The 20,609-nt window shown below is 68.7% G+C and carries 15 protein-coding genes, 1 tRNA gene and 2 pseudogenes; 13 read left to right on the forward strand and 5 right to left on the reverse strand.

The annotated features are described in order from the left end of the window. Nucleotides 1-13 precede the first annotated feature (13 nt). The 3 genes from H343_RS0123275 to H343_RS0123285 all read right to left on the reverse strand — a co-directional run bounded on the left by H343_RS0123275 (nucleotide 14) and on the right by H343_RS0123285 (nucleotide 3,803). Complete coding sequence (locus H343_RS0123275; protein WP_078506055.1) at nucleotides 14-1,234, reverse strand: DUF1015 domain-containing protein; 1,221 nt, start codon at nucleotides 1,232-1,234, stop codon at nucleotides 14-16. 86 nt (nucleotides 1,235-1,320) lie between these two features. Further along, a complete protein-coding gene (locus H343_RS0123280; RefSeq protein WP_028433094.1) occupies nucleotides 1,321-2,643 on the reverse strand; it encodes an MFS transporter in 1,323 nt (440 codons plus the stop codon). Continuing rightward, entirely contained in the window at nucleotides 2,643-3,803 is a 1,161-nt protein-coding gene (locus H343_RS0123285) for a PLP-dependent cysteine synthase family protein (protein ID WP_028433095.1), read from the reverse strand. Before H343_RS0123285 ends, H343_RS0123280 begins: the two co-directional genes overlap by 1 nt. 957 nt (nucleotides 3,804-4,760) lie before the next feature. Between H343_RS0123285 and H343_RS0123290 the strand changes: the two genes are divergently transcribed. The 3 genes and pseudogenes from H343_RS0123290 to H343_RS32440 all read left to right on the forward strand — a co-directional run bounded on the left by H343_RS0123290 (nucleotide 4,761) and on the right by H343_RS32440 (nucleotide 6,461). Then, entirely contained in the window at nucleotides 4,761-4,982 is a 222-nt protein-coding gene (locus H343_RS0123290) for a hypothetical protein (RefSeq protein WP_028433096.1), read from the forward strand. Nucleotides 4,983-5,368: 386 nt separating this feature from the next. Next, a complete protein-coding gene (locus H343_RS35380; protein ID WP_158679606.1) occupies nucleotides 5,369-5,794 on the forward strand; it encodes a DUF6153 family protein in 426 nt (141 codons plus the stop codon). Nucleotides 5,795-5,882: 88 nt separating this feature from the next. Continuing rightward, nucleotides 5,883-6,461: pseudogene (locus H343_RS32440) on the forward strand (DUF305 domain-containing protein). Between the two features lie 102 nt (nucleotides 6,462-6,563). Here H343_RS32440 and H343_RS0123305 read toward each other — a convergent pair. Next, complete coding sequence (locus tag H343_RS0123305; RefSeq protein WP_028433098.1) at nucleotides 6,564-7,142, reverse strand: TetR/AcrR family transcriptional regulator; 579 nt, start codon at nucleotides 7,140-7,142, stop codon at nucleotides 6,564-6,566. A 222-nt stretch (nucleotides 7,143-7,364) separates the two neighbouring features. On the opposite strand from H343_RS0123305, the gene H343_RS33670 reads away from it, so the two are divergent. The 3 genes and pseudogenes from H343_RS33670 to H343_RS32450 all read left to right on the forward strand — a co-directional run bounded on the left by H343_RS33670 (nucleotide 7,365) and on the right by H343_RS32450 (nucleotide 10,123). Further along, nucleotides 7,365-7,553, forward strand: a complete 189-nt coding sequence (locus H343_RS33670; RefSeq protein ID WP_199778983.1) for a hypothetical protein — start codon at nucleotides 7,365-7,367, stop codon at nucleotides 7,551-7,553. Continuing rightward, a complete protein-coding gene (locus H343_RS0123315) occupies nucleotides 7,553-8,086 on the forward strand; it encodes a hypothetical protein (RefSeq protein WP_028433099.1) in 534 nt (177 codons plus the stop codon). Before H343_RS33670 ends, H343_RS0123315 begins: the two co-directional genes overlap by 1 nt. Nucleotides 8,087-8,425: 339 nt before the next feature. Further along, nucleotides 8,426-10,123: pseudogene (locus H343_RS32450) on the forward strand (VanW family protein). A gap of 679 nt (nucleotides 10,124-10,802) precedes the next feature. On the opposite strand, the gene H343_RS0123325 reads toward H343_RS32450, so the two are convergent. Next, a tRNA-Arg gene (locus tag H343_RS0123325) sits at nucleotides 10,803-10,874 on the reverse strand. A gap of 239 nt (nucleotides 10,875-11,113) precedes the next feature. On the opposite strand from H343_RS0123325, the gene H343_RS32455 reads away from it, so the two are divergent. The 7 genes from H343_RS32455 to rho form a co-directional block, all read left to right on the forward strand. Continuing rightward, the gene (locus H343_RS32455; RefSeq protein WP_486587026.1) at nucleotides 11,114-11,563 is read left to right on the forward strand and encodes a response regulator; all 450 of its coding nucleotides are present in this window, start codon (nucleotides 11,114-11,116) and stop codon (nucleotides 11,561-11,563) included. A gap of 261 nt (nucleotides 11,564-11,824) precedes the next feature. Next, nucleotides 11,825-12,751 carry a DALR anticodon-binding domain-containing protein gene (locus tag H343_RS0123335; protein ID WP_028433100.1) on the forward strand — a complete coding sequence of 309 codons (927 nt, stop codon included), beginning with the start codon at nucleotides 11,825-11,827 and terminating at the stop codon, nucleotides 12,749-12,751. A gap of 223 nt (nucleotides 12,752-12,974) precedes the next feature. Continuing rightward, nucleotides 12,975-14,387, forward strand: coding sequence for a diaminopimelate decarboxylase (gene lysA / locus H343_RS0123345; RefSeq protein WP_028433101.1), 1,413 nt, complete (start codon nucleotides 12,975-12,977; stop codon nucleotides 14,385-14,387). 93 nt (nucleotides 14,388-14,480) lie between these two features. Next, nucleotides 14,481-15,773: a homoserine dehydrogenase gene (locus H343_RS0123350; protein WP_028433102.1), complete on the forward strand. Its 1,293-nt coding sequence runs from the start codon at nucleotides 14,481-14,483 to the stop codon at nucleotides 15,771-15,773. A gap of 46 nt (nucleotides 15,774-15,819) precedes the next feature. Beyond that, the gene (gene thrC, locus H343_RS0123355) at nucleotides 15,820-16,956 is read left to right on the forward strand and encodes a threonine synthase (protein ID WP_028433103.1); all 1,137 of its coding nucleotides are present in this window, start codon (nucleotides 15,820-15,822) and stop codon (nucleotides 16,954-16,956) included. A gap of 408 nt (nucleotides 16,957-17,364) precedes the next feature. Further along, nucleotides 17,365-18,312, forward strand: coding sequence for a homoserine kinase (gene thrB / locus H343_RS0123360; protein ID WP_028433104.1), 948 nt, complete (start codon nucleotides 17,365-17,367; stop codon nucleotides 18,310-18,312). A 447-nt stretch (nucleotides 18,313-18,759) separates the two neighbouring features. Next, nucleotides 18,760-20,609, forward strand: a 1,850-nt coding sequence (gene rho / locus H343_RS32460; protein ID WP_037904809.1) for a transcription termination factor Rho, incomplete at its 3' end; no start/stop codon positions are given.

Below are 20,609 nucleotides of genomic sequence, written 5' to 3' on the forward strand. Positions count from 1 at the left end.
GCCCACTGGCTGATCACGGCGCGGAGAGGACACGGAGGACCATCCCCGCCACCGGCTTGGGACCGAACGACGTCGACTTGCGGGGCAACAGCACGCCGGCACCGGCCAGTTCGCGGACTGTTCCCTCGGTCAGTGCGGGCAGGAGGACCGCCGTGCCGCCCCCTGGCGCGGCAGCAGCCGCGATGGCCTGCGACGTGTCGTGTACGTGAGCTACGGCTCCGGGGAGGTCGGGGACCGACCAGGCACCGGCGAGCAGCAGATGGTCGGCGATGGCAGCGGGCAGAGAGTGCCACTGCGGCGGACACCCTGCCAAGGCGTCCTTGAGGGCTTCCTCGTCAGGGTCTCTCACGCTCCAAGCGCGGCCGGCTCCGGTGACCACCAGCTCACCGGGCTCAGGCGGACGTGGTCCGCCAGGAAGTGGCCGTACGCGGGCCACGTCGGCGGCTGCGGCTGCGGCCTTGTCCGCTTCCAGCCCGGAGACGAGCCGGTGGATGGCAGTCAGCTCGACCGGACTGGACGTGGAGTCGACCAGCAGGGCAAGGCTGTATCGCCACTGGTCAGGGTCTCCATGTGTGTTGAGGTCCCGGCAGGCTGCGTAGCGGTGGTGTCCGTCGGCGATGAGGGCTTGGTATCGCGACAAGCCCGCGCTGATGAGAGCTTGTTCCCCCGGATCGGTACATGCCCACAGGACGTGGGTGAGCCTGCCGATACGGGCGTAGGCCACGGGTGGACGTCTGGTGACGTGGTCAATGAGCTGTGCCGTCGTTGATTCGGTGGAGCGGTAGGTGAGGAGCAGAGGTTCGAGCTGGGCGCCCAGCCCGGCCATGTGAGCGGCGCGCTGCCGGACGACGGAGGGCTGCACGTCCTCGTGGGGCAGTACCGGTGCGGGGTTGCCATGTTCCAGGAGGTCGAGCTCGCCGATCAGACCTCGTTGCAGAATCCGGGCCCCAAGCTGCTGCTGATACACGTAGAAGGCTGGATGGGGGTCACGGCGCAGGATGCCGTCCTGCTGCCAGCGCTCCAGCTGACCGGCCGCAGTGCGTGGGTTGCGGGCGTACAACAGCCGGGCAAGGTGGTGCGGTCTGCGGAGGGCCTGCGCGCGGGCCGGCTCCATGGTGTCGTACGGCGGGCACAAGAGGCCGGACAGGTCACCGGCTCGATCAGCGTCGTAGCGCACGGCCTGAAAGGGGCGTACGTGCAACGCGGTTGAGGCGGTCAGGGGGCAGGCAGGCATGAGGTGCGCACTCCTGTCAGGGAAGGACGGCCGAGCGGAGGGGCGGGCGCTGACAACGCCCGCCCCTCCACTGCGAGGCGGCTCGGTTATACGGAGGCGGTCGCGGGCTGCGCTGCGGGCGCAGGGGGCCGCAGACGGCCGGTGCGGTGCAGCCCGTACAGGGCCGCACTGCATCCGAGCCCGAGCGTGAGCAGCGCGATCCAGGGGATGGCGGAGACCCCGGCTGCACGTGCCGCGTCCAGGGCAACACCGGTCAGCAGGTTGCCGAGCGTGATGCCGATGCCGCAGATGGTGTTGTACAGCCCGTAGTGGGTGGCGACGAGCCGGTCTCCGGAGAGGCGGACGATGGTGTCCATCTCGAAGGGGAAGGCGATCATCGTTCCCAGGGCCAGCAGCAGCGCAGCCAGCGACGGCGGGATCGCAGCCATCAGCCAGAGCCCCATGCCCCCGTCCGGAACGGGGATCGCGGTGGCCGCCAGAAGGGGGACGAACGCCACGCCCATGATCAGCAAGCCGCAGCCAAGGGCCTGGCCCGGTGCCATGCGTGCCTTGCACCAGGCGGTGAGCTTGGTCTGGCCGAGGATGGTACTCAGACCGGAGACGGCGAACATCAACGCCACCGCAGCGGTGCCGAACGTCCCCTGGCCGCCCAGCCGCCGTACCTCGAGCGGCAGGGCGAGATAGACCTGGAACTGCATGACGTAGAAGCCGATCATGGCGGTGGAGAAGAGCAGGAACGACGGGTTCCGCACGATGCTGCGCCACTGGGACAGCACACTCTCCTGCTTTCCGTCCTTGCTGTCCTTCGCGTTGTCGCCCCTGCGGGCCGGCAGGGCCCTGATCTGCACGATGCTCAGCAGGGTGAAGATGGCAGCCGAGACCAGGCAGGTGATGCGGAAGTCGATGCCCGTCAGCAGCATGCCCACCAGCGGCCCGAGCAGGATCCCGGCCTGGTAGTAGATGTTGAACAGCGCGAAGGCATCGACCCGCCGCTCGCCCGCATCCGCGGCGAGATAGGCCCGTACGGCCGGATTGAACAGCGCCCCGGCCAGCCCCGTCGCGGCGGAGGCGGCCAGCAGGGCCGGTACGGAATCCACCAGGCCGAGGGTGACGAAGCCGAGCGTACGCAGCACACAGCCCGCGACGATGAGCGGCTTGTAGCCGAGCCGGTCGGCGAGGGTACCGCCGACCAGGAACATGCCCTGCTGGCTGAAATTCCGCACCCCGAGGACGAGTCCGACGATCCAGCCTGCCAGGCCGAGCGTTCCGGACAGGTGCGAAGCCAGGTACGGCATCAGCATGTAGAAACCGAGGTTGATGGTGAACTGATTGACCATCAACAGCTGGGTGCTGCGCTCGTAAGTGCGGGTCTGCGCGATGACGCCCTTGGCGCGTGCGTGCCGGCCCATCACTCGCTCCCCTCCTCCAGCGCGTCGGATTCCACGTCGCTTTCGACGAGCAGATCGACCACGCCGCTCTCCTTCGCCGAGCCATTCCGGCTGAGAGGGTCGACCACGGTCGTGCACCGGGTCCAGCGGGTGACTTCCTTCTCGTCGGGCCGGCCGATCACCTCCGGCTCGGGAGCGGGTGGTGAGTCGAGCAAGCCATGGGCTGCGCAGTAGTCGTCGTCGAAGACCGTGCCCAGGTAGCGCTGTGGCCCGTCGGGGAAGATGGCCGCGATCCTGGTCTCGGCGGGCAGGGTACGGGCCAGCCATCCGGCGACCAGGGCTACCGCCCCCACGCTCCAGCCACCCGTGGCGTAGTGGGAGTTCGCCAATTGACGGCAGGTCCACACCGCTTCGGACGGTGCCACCCAGTGCACCTCGCTGAATCGGTCGTAGGCGATGTTGCCGGGGTAGATGCTCGAGCCCAGGCCGCGCATCATCCGCGGCCTGGCCTCCTGCCCGAAGATCGTCGATCCGACGGTATCGACGCCGACCAACTGCATTTCGGGATAGAGCTGTTGGAGGACTCGGGACACACCGGCTGAGTGACCACCGGTTCCTACACTGCACACCAGCACATCGATGTGGCCCAGCTCGGAGGCCATCTCCAGCGCGAGGGGCGTGTAGGCGGTGATGTTGTCCGGGTTGTTGTACTGATCCGGGCACCACGACTCGGGGTGCTGGGTGCGTAGTTGATTCACGCGGTCACGGCGGGCCTGCTGCCAGCCGCCGGTGGGATGTGGCTCGCTGACGATGTTGACCTGGGCTCCGTAAGCGGTCAGCAGCCGCGTCATAGAGGATTCCAGGCCCGGGTCGGTGACCAGAGTGACCGGGTGTCCGTAGACCATGCCGGCCAGGGCGAGGCCCAAGCCGAGTGTGCCGCTGGTGGATTCGATGATCCTGGCGCCGGGACGGAGATCGCCACGGGCGCGGGCCCGCTCGACCATGTGCAGGGCGGGACGGTCCTTGATCCCTCCTGGGTTGAAGCCCTCCAGTTTCGCCCAGAAGCCGCGCCCGGCAGAGGCGAGCGGTTCGGAGACCTGGAGGACGGGCGTGTTGCCGACAAGCCCCGAGAGGGCAGAGCGGGCGGGGGGTGTGATTTCAGGGGTGGTCTGGGATTGCATGATCCGCTCTCATTCGATGATGGGCATCAGGAGGTGCTCATCTCGCGCGCCGCCCGTTGCGGGCATGGCCATACGGCTCTGCCCTGACAACGGCGCGCGGCAGCCGTCTCGTACGGCTGCATCGAATTCGGCCTAAATGCGCCACCGGCATACGGACTTCAGTCTGGAACGACCGGACTGAGCCCAGTCACGGCTGCGAGACCGAGGCGGTACTGCACGCGCAAGTGCTACTCCACCCGCCGCTGCCACTGGGGTAGCGGTCAGGAACAGCGGTCCAGGCTGGGAGTTGTTTCGTCCCTCACCCTCGTCGTCGAGTCCGAGCGTCGAACAGGACTCGTCGACCGGTGGCACCTCCGCAGCTGTATGCCCCGTGTGGTCCTCCGCCACGGTGGAGCTGGAGCTCGTAGAAGCTGAGCCGTGAGAATGGTCGGCGCCGTGAACGAGGGCCCCGCAGTCGAATGTCACGAGGAACAGACCGCCCATGAGAAGGGCGAGAAGTCGGTGACGCCAATGCCAGGTGACAGAGCGGCAGTGGGCACGGGGGTGGAACGGCACAGTTCCTCCGCAGAGGGGGTTTCCTTGCCGAAAACGGCGAGGTGACATGGGCAGAATCAGCCTGGAATGCTCCCGCGCAGACAGCCGCAACCTGGCCCATCGCAGGACAATGGGCAACAATTCATGAGCTGGAGTGTCGCCGCTGCATGGATGCCGAGGGTTGCCGGGCGTACCGAGCAGCGCACCGCGAAGAGCCTCCGGATTCTAGATCCGCAGGACGCCTGCCCCCGTGGAATCTCTCAGCTGCGGAGGAGCCGAGGCGCCCTCACTCTGGACAGACCCATCGCGCCACTGATCGGAGAAGGCGGCCCCACTGTGCCAAGAGCACACGGAGGGAGCCTCCATAGCCGGTCCTTGCTGCGGCTGCCCAGGCAAGCACTCGAGAGCGGGATGAGATGAGCCGTGTTCATCCTGATGGTCTTCAGTGTCTTCTGCGGACCCCGCATGGGTGCCGTGGACAGCCGTTCCGGGCTCTGCACCGGATCCATGAGCGCCAGCTGTCTCAGAAGCGGCTATATCCGCACGAACGACATGGCCGGACGCGCCCTCTGCGCTGATGCCGTGAGCGAATACGAGCCCGAACAGCAGCATGGCCACCAACATCAGGCGCCGCGACACCGCTGACGAGCGGGCCCGCGGCGCACCGAGAGGCGACCAAGCCGTAATCATGCCGTGATCCTAACGTCTTCCTGGCACGGCACGGGCACCACTCCGGGAACATCGCGTTAACAGGCACCGGCTCAAACCCGGCATCTCCCCAATGAGCAGCTGAAACAGCAGCCTTGCGGCTCGGTGTCGGCTACGCCACTCCCGCAATACGGCCGAGTGCTCCAGCCGTATTGAAAATGCCTAGGACACATCTGTTTGTACTGTCCTGGTGCGGTTCAGCACTCGTCCTCACGAACCTGCGTACGCACCATCACCGCGGGGCCACGCGCTCGCTCTCGGTCTGCCGCCACGCACGAGTTTTCGCCAGACGCTCAAGAGTCTCCACCCGTAAGATCATCACCATGATCAGTCGCCGCCGCGCCCTACGCTCCCTCGGGGCGCGCGCGTGTGCGCTGCTGGTGCTGACGGGGCTGGTGGCCATGCACAGTCTCAGACCCCACGCCCTCAAGACCCAGCATGAGCGGGCCATGTCCAGGGCGAGCATCCCTGCGGGCGCCTCCATGGCGAACCCAGGCGTACAAGCACACGCAGCCAACAGCGCCTGTCACCAGCTGTCGTACGGCGACAGTGGCGGCGGCCACGGCGACCACGTCAACGCCACTTGTTCGGCGAGCGGTATCAGCGGTGGGCCGGCCCTGCCTGCACTGGTCACGGTCGGAAGCGCCGCTGCCGGCTCCCTCATGCCTCAGGCTGGGCATGACGCCACCGCCTCCGCCACGGTGCGGGCGCCACTCTCGCGCCCGCAACTCCAACTCCTGCACATATAGCCGCACCGACGGTGCCGGGCCCTCAATGCCGGTGCCGCATCCGGCACATACACCACCACTTCCCATCACGCAGGAGCACAGCATCACCATGACCACACACCGTTCCCTGACGCGCGTCGCGGCCGTCGTAACAGCTGGCCTCAGCGCCGCCCTCGTCCTCACCGCCTGTGGCGACGACAACGACAAGGGCGCCCCGGCCAAGGCCAAGCACAACTCCGCTGACGTGTCCTTCGCCCAGGGCATGATCCCGCACCACCGCCAAGCCGTGGAGATGGCCGAACTCGCCGACTCCCGCGCCTCCTCCCCGAAGGTGAAAAGCCTCTCCAAGGACATCGAGAAGGCGCAGGGACCGGAGATCAAGCAGATGTCCGGCTGGCTGAAATCCTGGGACGAGAAGGTCCCCGAGGAGATGCACGGCATGAACCATGACGGGGACATGCCGGGCATGATGAAGCCCGAGGACATGGAGAAGCTCAAGAAGGCCTCCGGCACGAAGTTCGACACCACCTTCTAGAAGATGATGATCGAACACCACAAGAGCGCGGTCTCGATGGCCAAGACTGAGATGTCCAAGGGCGCCTACAAGCCCGCCAAGGACATGGCCCAGGACATCGCCACCTCACAGACCGCCGAGATCAAAAAGATGAACGGCCTGCTCGGCAGCTAACGGCAAAGGGGCCGCACCCGGTAGGCCGAGCGGCACGGCGGCGACTTCGAGGTCGGCTGCGTTGGTTCGCCGCCTCTGTGAGCGCGGTCCGGCCACCACCCTTCAGTTCTGGGGGCGCAGCCCCGCCAGCGTGACGGCGACAAGTCGGCGGACCGCGGCTTCGGATGGCAGGCTGCCGGCCGCACCGAGGGCGTGGAGGCAGTAGCTCGCAAGCTCATCGGGCGCAACATCGTCCCGGAGGCCGCCGGTTGCCGCGACCTCGGCCAGCAGATCCCGGAAGACCTCGATGAGCCGCTGCTGCGCGTGGGCGACATGCTCGCCTCGGTGCAGCAGTGCTGCGAGTTCTTCGGTGCCGTGCCGCTCGCGCTGGTAGCAGATGAGCGCGTAGTACTCGAGTACCGCTTCGAGCCGCTCGTCGGCGTCGCCGGGCCGGCTCCGGAGTTCGGCGAGATGTTCTAGGTGGCTGCTGACGTGGCGTTCGTGGTGGGCGGCCAGGATCGCTTCGACGTCCGGGAAGTACTTGTACAGCGTCGCACGCCCGATGCCCGCCTTCTCGGCGATCTGCGTCATCGTCACCGACATCAGCCCGTGCTCGGACACCAGCGCCCAGGTTGTTTCCAGGATCGCCTCACGCACCGCGTGGCGATGCGACTCGATCGTCTCGTTCCACAGCTTCGGCACCCACGCAGCATACGTGACGATACTGCCGTGACACTTTGAACTCTCTGTAGACACTGCGTCTCGTAAACTGTTAGCTGTTCAGGGAACCGCGCAGACCACGCACATCGGAGGCTTCTCATGGCCGACCCGTCCCACCACCCCGGCACCAGCGACGACACCGACGTAAGGCCCGACCGCGGATCGCCTCACAGCGCGCCGCCCAGGGCGCCACGCTGGGTGAAGGTGTCCGCCATCATCGTCGGCGTCCTGATCCTGCTGGTCCTGATCACGAAGCTCACCGGTCTCGGGGGAGATCACGGCCCTGGACGGCACACAGGTACCAGCGGCACACCGCTGGCCGGCGTCACAGAAGTCCAGGCAACTTCCGTAGACAACTCGGGCGGCCACGCACCAGCCGAGGGCGACGACTGATGATCATGCCTCCGCGCCTCCGCAAGATCGTGCTCACCGCACACATCGCCACGTCGGTCGGCTGGCTCGGCACGGTCCTGGCCTACCTCACACTCGACATCACCGCTGTGACCAGCAAGGACATACCGACGGTGCGAGGCGCGTACGCCGCGATGGAGGTAACCGTCCTGTACGCCATCGTCCCGCTGGCACTCACGTCGGTGCTCATCGGGATCGTGAACGCCCTGGGCACCCCGTGGGGCCTGTTGCGGCACTACTGGGTGCTGGTGAAACTCCTGCTCACCGCGTTCGCCGCCACCGTCTTGCTGATAGAGACGCAGACCGTGAGTCACCTGGCAGAGACAGCGGCGTCCAGCGCCGATCCCAGCGAGCTGCCCGGCACACTGCTCCACTCCGCCGGCGGCCTGGTGGTGCTGCTCATCATCCTGATCCTGTCGGTGTTCAAACCGCGGGGTGTGACCCGCTACGGCTGGCGCAGGCAACAAAAGCAACGGCAGAATCAGCGCGCCCGGCCCACGGTGCCCATCGGGTAGGTGCGGCAGCCGCTCGATGGAGTCGTCTCGCGGTTGTACGCCTCGACCTTGTTGGTCGCCGCCGTCCACTGTCGCGTGGACGGTCGGACCGAAGCGCAGCAGCTGTGCCCCTTAGCACCGGCATGGTGAGCGCGACGGCTGCCGTTGAGCGACCCCGCCGTGGTCGGTTGCCCCGGAGTCCAATGCAGGCAAAGCCTGCCGAACCGCTATTGAGGTCTTTTAATACAATCAACCAGTGTGTGACTTGTTGCATGAGGCCTGTCTGTGCGACGCGACTGCCATCGACAAGGAGATCCAGTGCATCGCTTTCCGCGACTCGGCATTCCTGCAGCCGCCGCGCTGGCCGACCGCCGCAGAATACGCGCTGTGGCACTCGTGGCAGGGGTGGCGAGCATTGGATTCGGCGGCCTGTACCTGGCGGGCCTGCTGACATCCGGTGACGACATCCCCGCGGGTGCCCGAGTGCAGGGCGTGGACGTCGGGGGGCTGAGCCGCCAGCAGGCCCAGGAGAAGCTGGACAGGCAGCTGGGTGCGGCCTGATCATCGCAGGTGAAGGTGCGCATCGGCGACCGTACCGACACCATCGACGGGGGTGTGGCCGGCCTCTCACTGGACAGCGAGGCAACCGTCGCCCGTGCCGCGCGAGCGGGGTCCGACCCGCTGACCGTGATCGGTCGATTGTTCGCGACCGGCGGCCGCGACATCGAACCGGCGACCCACGTGGACGAGGGAAAGGCCCGCGCGGCGCTGGCCAAGACGGCGAAAGCGTACGACCTGAAGACCCGGAACGGCGCGATCAACTTCGACGACGGCAAGCCAGCAGCCGTACAGCCAGACGACGGCCGGTCAATTGATGTGGACCGCGCGCTCGCGGCCCTGAGCTCCGCCGACCCCGGTCACGGGGCCGATCCGGTCCGGCTGCCGGTGCGGAAGACCGAATCCCGTGTCGATGCGGCAGAAGTGTCCCGCGCCATGAAGGACTTCGCCAGACCTGCGATGTCGGCTCCGGTCACACTCACCACGAGCGGCCGCCGGATCGAGATCAGCCCAACGACGGTGGGTCAGCACCTCACGATGCAACCGGACAAGACGAACCGGCTGACACCGGAGTTGGACGGCGAGGGACTCCTCAGGGATCCGGCGGTGGCCCGGCCCCTTGCGGGGGCTACCCGCGGGGCGGTCGAGGCGAAATTGCGCCTGGAGGGCAGCCGGGTGGCAGTGGCCTCGGACGGCGAACCCGGGCAGGAGGTCACAGCCAAGGGGATCAAGAGCGCTGTACTGCCCCTGCTTACCAAGACCGGGGCGGCTCGCACCGCAACCGTTGCTACCGAGACGGTGCGGCCGAAGCTCACCCGTGACACCGTCCGCCGACTGGGTATCAAGGAAAAGCTGTCCACCTTCACGGTCAACTTCGAACCCGCCCCATACCGCACACAGAACATCGGCCGTGCCGTGGAATTGATCAACGGGTCAGTCGTGCTCCCCGACGAGACCTGGAGCTTGAACCGGACCGTGGGTGAGCGGACCAAGGCCAACGGTTTCAGGGACGGCATCATCATCCAGGACGACAATTACACCAAGGCGGCTGGGGGCGGGGTCTCCACTGTCGCCACCACCGTCTTCAACGCCATCTTCTTCGCCGGCGTCAAACCGATTGAATACGGGGCTCATTCGTTCTACATCGAGCGCTATCCGGAAGGCCGGGAAGCAACGGTAGCGTGGGGCAGTCTCGACCTGAGGTTCGCCAACGACTCGGGCAACGCCATCTATATCCAGGCGAGTGCCACGGATACCTCCGTCACCGTCACCTTTCTCGGCACCAAGAAATATGACTCAATCGAATCCGTCAAAGGCCCTCGCACGAACGTGAAACAGCCGGGAAGCCGCCCGGGGGCTGCGAAAAACTGTCTGCCGCAGACCCCGCTCGAAGGGTTCGACGTAAACGTTGACCGGAGCTTCCGGTCAGGTGGAAAGGAAGTCAAACGAGACACCTTCGAGACCCGGTATGTGCCCCGTGACCGCGTTACTTGCCACTGAGACGCACAGGCCACCAGGTCACGGAGGCCGACGTCACTGGAAAATGCTCTTGTCCGCGGGCCGACAGATAGAAGCGGCGGCCGGTGCGGGCGCTCGGCCGCTGGTCTTCGAAGGAGCGTCCCGGGGAGGAGATCCAGGCCAGCCCGGTCACGGCGAGCTGCCATTCGCCTTGCTACGAGCATTCCGCTGCGCTGCGGAAATAACGGGCCTGTGCGCCGCCAGCGAGCTAGGACAGCGCGGCCGTAGTTGTTGGTGTCCGTCAAACGGTCCAGTTCGGCACAGTCGGAGTGCGCCCACTGAGTTTAGTGACGGTCCATCAACAGCGCCAAGGTCTTCACTCCCCGGTGGCGGGGCATAACCTTGAGCACGCTCACCGAACCCGACGAGTTGAGTCCCACGACACCGTGTGCGTTGCACCGCACCATCAAAGCATCAGTGCAGGTCACAGCCCTACAGGGGAAACAGCGGCGTGCGAGCAGCCAAACTGCCGGAAACGCCCCCGTGGTCAGGGCGCCACACGGCAACGAAGGCGGCTGACCTGCGCAAAGTCGTTGGACAAGACGCCTCTGAGGCGCTGCTCCAGACGAAAAGAGCAACGGTCCCCAGACCGTGTGCGTTTGGCATGCACACCTAAGGCTCTCTGACCCGCATGTCTGCTGGTCAGAGCCTTGATCGGAAGTACCCCCGGCAGGATTCGAACCTGCGCACACGGCTCCGGAGGCCGTTGCTCTATCCCCTGAGCTACGGGGGCTCTGTCGGCGCTCTCGGCGGCGACAGGAGGAACAGTATCAGCTCAGCGGTGGTGCACCGGAACCCGGTTTTCGGGAGCCCGGGCCTGCGGGGAGGCGGTGTCCTGCCAGGCGACGGACCCGCCGCCGGGCACGTGGGAACCGCCGAACCGCCGGCCGCGTCCCACAGGGAAGCCCCCCGCACGGGTGGAAAGGGGCAAAAGCCGGACGCCGCCCTAGGTGTATGCCTAGGCTTTGTCGCGTGCCAGGTGTGTTCGGCCGGGTCCTTGTGGTGGACGATGACAAGGTTGTCCGGCAGTTGATCAAGGTCAATCTCGAGCTGGAGGGCTTCGAGGTGGTGACCGCTGCCGACGGTGTCGAGTGCCTGGACGTCGTGCACGGTGTCCGGCCGGATCTCGTCACACTCGATGTGATGATGCCGCGTCTCGACGGGCTGCGTACCGCCGCCCGTCTCCGCTCCGATCCCCGCACGCGGCACATCCCCGTCGCGATCGTCAGCGGCCGTTCCCATCTCGGGGGCGAGGAGGGCGGGGAGGAGCCCCCGGTCGACGCTCTCCTCGCGAAGCCGTTCGAGCCGGCCGAACTGGTGCGGATGGTCCGGCAGTTGACGGGCGCCGAGCAGCGCGAGGACGACCCCTCCGGGGGGACGGGCGAGGCGAACGAGTCCGATGCCCGCCCGGCCCGCCGCTGACGCCCGAGAGCGCGGTGGACGTGGCGGGTGCCGCGCTCGCCCTGTCGGCCCTGGTCCCGCGCCTCCGCCCGCCCCGTCGGGTGACGCGGCAGCGCGGCATGTTGACGCCGTCCCGCACCCGCACGAGAGCCACAGACCGGCACCGCATCCGCGTGCGTCCGTCATCAGCACACACGCCTCCGCACTCCGACGCCGTTGCCGGTGCGCCGACCGGGGAAACCGGTTCGCTCTCACCCACCCCCTCTCCCATACGCTTGCCCTGTGACACCCGCCCAGCTCTCCCGCACCGTGCTGCACGTGGTGCGTCGCGCCGCCGAGAGCGGTGATCTCGGCAAGGCCGCTCCCGGCGAGGCACCCGAGGACTTCGGCATGCCCCGGCGTGTGGTCGTCGAGGCGCCGCCGCGGCGCGGGGAGGGGGACTACGCGCTCAGCGTCGCCTTCCAGGTCGCCAGGGCCGCGGGCATCGCGCCGCTCGAAGCGGCACGCGTCCTGCGGACCGCGCTCGCCCGGCAGGACGGGGTGGCAGGGGTGGAGATCGCAGGAGGCGGCTTCCTCAACGTCACGCTGGACGACCGGGCGCGGTCGGCCCTCGTGGCGGAGCTGTCCGAGTCGTCGCCAGAGCGGGTCGATACCACCGAGCAGAGCGAGCAGAGCGAACGGGACGAACGGGACGAGCAGACCGGCCTCGCCCACAGCGGCCCGCGTCACGCCCACCGGCCGGGCAGCGACGCCCCCGCCGCCGACATCGCTCAGTGGAGCGCCGCCACCGGCGACGCCCCCGCCGCGCTCGCCGTACGAACGGCGACGTCCAGCCCCCTCTTCCATGTGCAGTACGCGCACGCCCGCACCCGTGCTCTCTCCCGCAACGCCCACGACCTGGGTTTCCGCAGCGATGCGTACGCCGCCGGCACCGAGGTGGCCTGCGGCGGCAGTGGACGGGCGCTGCTGGCGCTCCTCGCCGACCACCGGCGCGTCAGCGAGCAGGGCAGCCGCCCGCGGCAGGCCCGTCATCTCGTCGCGGTCGGCGAGGCGTTCTTCGACTTCCACGACCACTGCCCGCCGCTGCCCCGCGGGGACGAGAAACCCGGGGCCGCCCACCGTGCCCGGCTGGCTCTCGTCGAAGCCACCGGGGCGGTGCTGGCAGGCGGCCTGTCCCAGCTCGGCGTGACCGCCCCCGAACACCTGTGAGCCGGAGTGAGCCGTGAGCCCTCGTCCCTGAGAGCTCCGGTCGGACCTCCGAGTCTCCCGAGACCTCCCGAACGAGACTTCCCGAAGGAACAACGATCGACGTGAACCAGTACGAGCAGTACGAGCCGCATGAGCAGCACGAGCGGCGCGGGCCGCGTGAACAGCCCCCGCTCCACGGGGACCACAGCGCCCACAGGAACCACCGTGAGAGCGGGGCCCCCGCATGAGCCGCTCCGCGCACCCCGCCGGGCCCCGGTACGCCGACGTCCTCCCCGAGGGCCACTACGTCGCACCGCCCGCCGACATCAACGACCTCGACCCCCGCGTCTGGCCGAAGACCACCACCCGCACCGTGACGGGTTCCGTCACCCTCGGCGGGCTCGACGTGAAGGACCTGGCCGAGGAGTACGGCACACCGGTCTACGTCCTCGACGAGGCCGACTTCCGCGCCCGCTGCCGCGCCTGGCGTGAGGCGTTCGGGCAGGACGCCGACGTCTTCTACGCGGGCAAGGCCTTCCTCTCCCGCGCCGTCGTGCGCTGGCTGACCGAGGAGGAGCTCAACCTCGACGTCTGCTCGGGCGGCGAGCTGTCCATCGCGCTCGCCGGCGGCATGCCTCCGGAGCGCATCGCGCTGCACGGCAACAACAAGTCCTCCGCCGAGATCGAGCAGGCCGTCGAGGCGGGCGTGGGGCGCATCGTGCTGGACTCCTTCCAGGAGATCGTCCGTGTCGCGCACATCGCCGACCGTCTCGGGAAGCGTCAGCCGGTGCAGATCCGCGTCACTGTCGGCGTCGAGGCGCACACCCACGAGTTCATCGCGACGGCGCACGAGGACCAGAAGTTCGGTCTGGCCCTCACCGGCGGCCACCAGGGTGCCGGGGGAGGGCCGGCGGCGGAGGCCGTACGGCGGGTGCTGAAGCTGGACAGCCTGGAGCTGGTCGGCATCCACTCCCACATCGGTTCGCAGATCTTCGACACCTCCGGCTTCGAGGTCGCCGCCCACCGCGTCGTCGGCCTGCTCGCCGACATCAGGGACGAGCACGGTCTGGAGCTGCCGGAGATCGACCTCGGCGGCGGCCTCGGCATCGCCTACACCTCCGACGACGATCCCAGCGAGCCGCACGAGATCGCCCGTTCCCTCCGAGAGATCGTCAGCCGTGAGTGCCGCGGCGCGGGCCTGTCGGTGCCCCGGCTGTCGGTCGAGCCGGGCCGCGCCGTCGTCGGTCCGTCGGCGTGCACGGTCTACGAGGTCGGTACGGTCAAGAGGCTGCCGGGCCTTCGTACGTACGTCAGCGTGGACGGCGGCATGTCGGACAACGTCCGCACGGCCCTGTACGACGCGGAGTACAGCGTCTCGCTGGTCTCCCGGACGTCCGACGCCGAGCCGATGCTCTCCCGCGTGGTCGGCAAGCACTGCGAGAGTGGCGACATCGTCGTACGGGACGCGTTCCTGCCCTCGGACATCGCGCCCGGCGACCTGATCGCCGTCCCCGCGACGGGTGCGTACTGCCGTTCCATGGCGAACAACTACAACCATGCGCTGCGCCCGCCGGTCGTCGCAGTGCGCGACGGAGAGTCGCGGGTGATCATCCGCCGGGAGACGCAAGAGGATCTCTTGCGTCTCGATGTCGGTTAGCGAGATATACGTCCCACATTCTGGAACGAGCGTGGAATCTCCGGACCGGTACGTGAGACTGACAGCACAGGAAATGACGAGAGGCGAGGTCGGATGATGCGTACGCGTCCGCTGAAGGTGGCGCTGCTGGGCTGTGGAGTCGTCGGCTCAGAGGTGGCACGCATCATGACGACGCACGCGGACGACCTCGCCGCCCGTATCGGAGCCCCGGTCGAGCTGGCGGGCGTCGCCGTACGCCGCCCCGACCGGGTACGGGAGGGCATCGACCCCGCCCTGGTGACCAGCGACGCCGCCGCCCTCGTCACGCGCGAGGACATCGACGTCGTCATCGAGGTCATCGGCGGTATCGAGCCCGCCCGCGCCCTGATCACCTCCGCCTTCGAGCACGGCGCCAGCGTCGTGACCGCCAACAAGGCGCTGCTCGCCCAGGACGGCCCCACCCTCCACGAGGCGGCCGAGAAGCAGGGCGGCGACCTGTACTACGAAGCTGCCGTGGCCGCCGCCATCCCGCTCGTGCGGCCGCTGAGCGAGTCCCTGGCCGGCGACAAGGTCAACCGTGTCGTCGGCATCGTCAACGGCACCACGAACTTCATCCTCGACCGGATGGACTCCAGCGGCGCCGGATACGGCGAGGCCCTGGACGAGGCCACGGCGCTCGGCTACGCGGAGGCCGACCCGACCGCCGACGTCGAGGGTTTCGACGCCGCGGCCAAGGCCGCCATCCTCGCCGGGATCGCCTTCCACAGCCGCGTACGCCTGGACGACGTGCACCGCGAGGGCCTGACGGAGGTCACCGCCGCGGACATCGCCTCCGCCAAACGCATGGGCTGCACGGTCAAGCTCCTCGCCATCTGCGAGCGCGCGGCCGACGGCCGGTCCGTCACGGCACGCGTGCACCCGGCGATGATCCCGCTCAGCCACCCGCTGGCCAACGTCCGCGAGGCGTACAACGCCGTCTTCGTCGAGTCGGACGCGGCGGGGCAGCTGATGTTCTACGGGCCGGGCGCCGGCGGCGCACCCACCGCCTCCGCCGTACTGGGCGACCTCGTGGCGGCCTGCCGCAACAAGCTCAACGGGGCCAGGGGGCCGGGCGAATCGGCGTATGCGCAGCTTCCCGTCTCGCCCATGGGCGAGGTGGTCACGCGCTACCACATCAGCCTCGACGTGGCCGACAAACCCGGTGTCCTGGCCCAGGTCGCCACCACCTTCGCCGAGCACGGCGTGTCCATCGACACCGTCCGGCAGCAGGGCAAGGACGGTGACGCGTGGCTCGTCGTCGTCACGCACCGCGCGGCCGACTCCGCCCTGAGCGCGACCGTCGAGGCGTTGCGCAGACTCGACACCGTGCGCGGTGTCGCCAGCATCATGCGGGTCGAGGGCGAATGAAGGCGAGCAGGCCCCAGGGGACTTGGAGTTGAGGACAGTGACCACCATGGAAAGCGCCGCATCCGGCCCGGCCGCAGCTTCCGGCCCGTCCGCCGCGCCCGCCGCGGCCACGGCGCCCGCCACCAGCCGTCAGTGGCGCGGCATCATCGAGGAGTACCGCGACCGGCTGCCCGTCAGCGCCGGCACCGCGGCCGTCAGCCTGCGTGAGGGCGGCACCCCGCTCGTGCCGGCGCAGCTGCTGTCCGAACTCACCGGCTGCGACGTCCATCTCAAGGTCGAGGGCGCCAATCCCACCGGCTCCTTCAAGGACCGCGGAATGACCACGGCCATCACGCGCGCGAAGGAGGAAGGCGCGCAGGCGGTCATCTGCGCCTCCACGGGCAACACTTCGGCGTCCGCCGCCGCTTACGCGGTACGGGCGGGCATGGTCTGCGCCGTGCTGGTGCCGCAGGGAAAGATCGCACTGGGCAAGATGGGCCAGGCGCTGGTGCACGGCGCGAAGATCCTGCAGGTGGACGGCAACTTCGACGACTGCCTCACCCTCGCCCGGGGTCTGTCCGACAAGTACCCCGTGGCGCTTGTCAATTCGGTCAACCCCTACCGCATCGAGGGGCAGAAGACGGCGGCGTTCGAGATCGTCGACATGCTCGGGGACGCACCCGACATCCACGTCCTGCCGGTGGGCAACGCCGGCAACATCACGGCCTACTGGAGGGGTTACCGCGAATACGCGGCCCCCGACGGCCCGGCCACCCGTACGCCGCGGATGTGGGGCTTCCAGGCGTCCGGCGCGGCACCCATCGTGCGCGGTGAGGCCGTGAAGGACCCCAGCACGATCGCCACCGCCATCCGGATCGGCAATCCCGCTTCGTGGGAGATGGCGGAGCGGGCCCGGGACGAGTCGGGCGGCTTCATCGATTCCGTGACGGACCGTCAGATCCTGCGCGCCTACAAGCTGCTGTCCTCGCGGGAGGGCGTCTTCGTGGAGCCCGCCTCCGCCGCCTCCGTCGCCGGCCTGCTCCAGGCCGCCGAGCAGGGAGCGCTCGAGCCGGGACAGCGGGTCGTGTGCACCGTCACGGGCAACGGGCTGAAGGACCCGGACTGGGCGGTGGCGGGCGCTCCGCGGCCGGTGACCGTGCCGATCGACGCGGACGCGGCGGCCGAGCGCCTCGGGCTCGTCTGACCGGCCCACGACCGGCCCACGACCGGCCGGGACTCGCCGCGACCGCCGGTTCGGCAGGGGCCGTCCCGGGGTTTCGGCGTCCGACGCCGCGCGCGGGAGGCGCACGCAGCGAGGCACGGGGTTGCGGAACGGGGACAGACGGGTACGGATGCAGGTGACGAGGGAGCGCGGAGCTGCTCACGACACGCATCGTGCGCCTCCCGTGCGCCCTGTGTCGCCACTGAACCCACCTTCGATAAGCTGGGACAACCCCGAACCCCACGAACGTATTTCGGGGCCGCCCCGTGCTTTGCCGGGGGCTTCGTCAGGGCCGTCAGGTCCGTAAGCACACAGGGTCAGCGGCCGGTCCGGCGTCTCGCCGCGGTCCACGGGAAATCGCGTCAACCAACCAAGGAGAGTCATCGGAAGATGGCCGGCCCCGCGTTCCGCGCAGCGCCCGTCCGCGTGCGTGTTCCCGCCACCAGCGCCAACCTCGGCCCGGGCTACGACAGCCTGGCGCTCGCGCTGGGCCTGTACGACGACGTGGTCGTCCGCGTCGCCGACTCCGGTCTGCATGTGGACATCGCCGGCGAGGGAGCCGAGAGCCTGCCGCGCGACGAGGACCACCTGCTCGTACGCTCGCTGCGTACCGCCTTCGACCTGCTCGGCGGCCAGCCGCGCGGCCTGGAGGTCGTCTGCGCCAACCGCATTCCGCACGGGCGCGGGCTGGGCTCCTCCTCCGCCGCGATCTGCGCGGGCATCGTCGCGGCCCGCGCGGTCACCACCGGCGGCGAGGCCAGGCTCGACGACGCCGCGATGCTGGAGCTGGCCACCGAGGCCGAGGGCCATCCCGACAACGTCGCGGCCTGTCTGCTCGGCGGCTTCACCCTGGCGTGGATGGACGCGGGTGCCGCGCGGGCCATCAGGATGGAGCCCGCGGAATCCGTCGTCCCCGTGGTCTTCGTGCCGGCGGTGCCGTTGCTGACGGAGACGGCGCGCGGGCTGTTGCCTCGTCATGTCCCGCATGTGGACGCGGCGTTCAACGCCGGACGGGCCGCACTGCTCGTGGAGGCGCTGACCAGGCGTCCCGAGCTGCTGCTGCCCGCGACGGAGGACCGCCTGCACCAGGAGTACCGCGCCCCCGCGATGCAGGAGAGCGTGGAACTGGTGAACCGGCTGCGGGCGGACGACGTCCCAGCTGTTGTCTCCGGTGCGGGCCCGACGGTGCTCGCACTGCCCATGGGGAACGGCGCCGCCGAGAAGGTGGCCCGGCTCGCCGGGGAGAAATGGACGGCGAACAGGCTGAGCCTCGACACCACGGGCGCCGGCGTCCTTCCGCTCAAGGCGGAGGGTGGCCCCCGCGATGCACCTCAGTGACAGCGAACGGCTTCCCGGGGCCCGCCGGGGCCCGGGGGAGGGCCAGGGTCCGGAAGAGATCCAGGAAAGGGGGAATGTTTGTTGGACTCGGTAGTGTTAACCTCAAGTCAGTACCCGCAGTCTCGTGGTCCGCACGTGAGTTTCAGTGGCGGCCCGTAGGGTGCGGTGCTTGAGTGGTCCCCCAGGGCACAGGCCCAGGGATCGCCTCTTCCTCCAGGAGCCTCCCACGCTGCTCTGCATGCTGAGCAGTCCCGAGCCCGCTCCGGAGCCGGCGTGCGGGACACATTTGCGTCCTTGTTGCACGCCGAACCATGAATTGATCTCCCCGCCGCACATTCAGGCGGAACCACCGTTTCGGCCAGGTCCGCTCGTACAGGATCACCGCCGGACAGCACGACCGGTCGCCGAGCCAGACAGGCCGACGTCCGCTCCAGGGAAGGACCCTTAGTGAGCGACACCACCGATCTGATGGGCGTGAACGCCGCTCCCTCCGAGCCCGCAGGCTCGGGTGGTACCCCTTCCGGGGGTACGTCCGCGGACAAAGCCGACGCGCCTGCCACGGACGCATCCGCCGCGCCTGCCTCCGGTGCTGCGCCCAAGCGTCGGCGCTCCGGCACCGGACTCGAGGGCATGGTGCTCGCCGAGCTTCAGCAGGTTGCCTCCGGCCTCGGCATCAAGGGCACCGCGCGGATGCGTAAGAGCCAGCTGATCGAGACCATCAAGGAGAGGCAGGCGGGCGGGGGTTCGGCCGGACAGGCCGACGCGTCCTCCTCGCGGGGCAAGGAAGGCGAGGCCGGTAAGGACACGGCCGACGCGGGTTCCAAGCCGAAGCGCCGGGCGACGTCCAAGGCACGTACGGGCAACACCGCCGAAGACGGCGGGCAGGACGGGCAGATCGACATTCCCGGGCAGCCCGCCAACGAGGAGAAGTCCGGCGGCGAGCGCCGCGGGCGCCGCGGTGAGGGCAACGGCAGGGCCGACGGCGACGCCGACGAGAGCAGGAACGAGGGCCGCGGCGACGGCGGTTCGTCCGGCAAGGGCGATGGCCAGCGTGGCGACGGCCGGGGCGACGGCGGCGGCCGGCAGCAGGACCGTCAGTCCAAGCGCGACCGCCAGCGCGGCCGCGGCAGCAAGGGCGGCGACGGCGGCGGTCAGAACCAGGGCGGCGGCCAGAATCAGGGCGGCCAGAACCAGGGCGGCGGCGGCCGCAGGGACGACGACGACTTCGAGGGCGGCCGCCGTGGCCGCCGGGGCCGTTACCGCGACCGCCGTGGACGCCGTGGTGGGCGTGATGAGGCTGAGCCGCAGGTGGCGGAGGATGATGTTCTGATTCCGGTGGCGGGGATCCTGGACATCCTGGACAACTACGCGTTCGTGCGGACGTCGGGGTATCTGCCGGGTCCGAACGATGTGTATGTGTCGTTGGCGCAGGTGCGGAAGAACGGGCTGCGCAAGGGTGATCATGTCACCGGTGCGGTGCGGCAGCCGCGTGAGGGGGAGCGGCGGGAGAAGTTCAACGCTCTGGTGCGGCTGGACTCGGTCAACGGTGCTTCGCCGGAGGGGCGGCGGTCGCGGGCGGAGTTCAACAAGCTGACGCCGCTGTATCCGCAGGAGCGGCTGCGTCTGGAGACGGAGCCGAATCAGCTCACCTCGCGGATCATCGATCTGGTCTCGCCGATCGGGAAGGGGCAGCGGGGTCTGATCGTCGCGCCGCCGAAGGCGGGCAAGACGATGGTGCTGCAGTCGATCGCGAACTCGATCACGGTGAACAATCCCGAGTGCCATCTGATGGTGGTGCTGGTGGACGAGCGGCCGGAAGAGGTCACCGACATGCAGCGGTCGGTGAAGGGTGAGGTGATCTCCTCCACCTTCGACCGTCCGGCCGAGGATCACACCACGATCGCGGAGCTGGCGATCGAGCGTGCGAAGCGGCTGGTGGAGCTGGGGCACGACGTGGTGGTGCTGCTGGACAACATCACGCGGCTGGGTCGTGCCTACAACCTGGCGGCTCCGGCCTCGGGGCGGATCCTGTCCGGTGGTGTGGATTCCACGGCGCTGTATCCGCCGAAGAAGTTCTTCGGTGCGGCGCGCAACATCGAGGACGGGGGATCGCTGACGATTCTGGCCGCGGCGCTGGTGGAGACCGGTTCGCGGATGGATGAGGTGATCTTCGAGGAGTTCAAGGGCACCGGCAACATGGAGCTGAAGCTGGACCGGAAGCTGTCGGAGAAGAGGATCTTCCCCGCGGTGGACGTGGACGCTTCGGGCACCCGCAAGGAGGAGATCCTCATGGCGGG

It is taken from the genome of Streptomyces sp. TAA204, assembly GCF_000424965.1.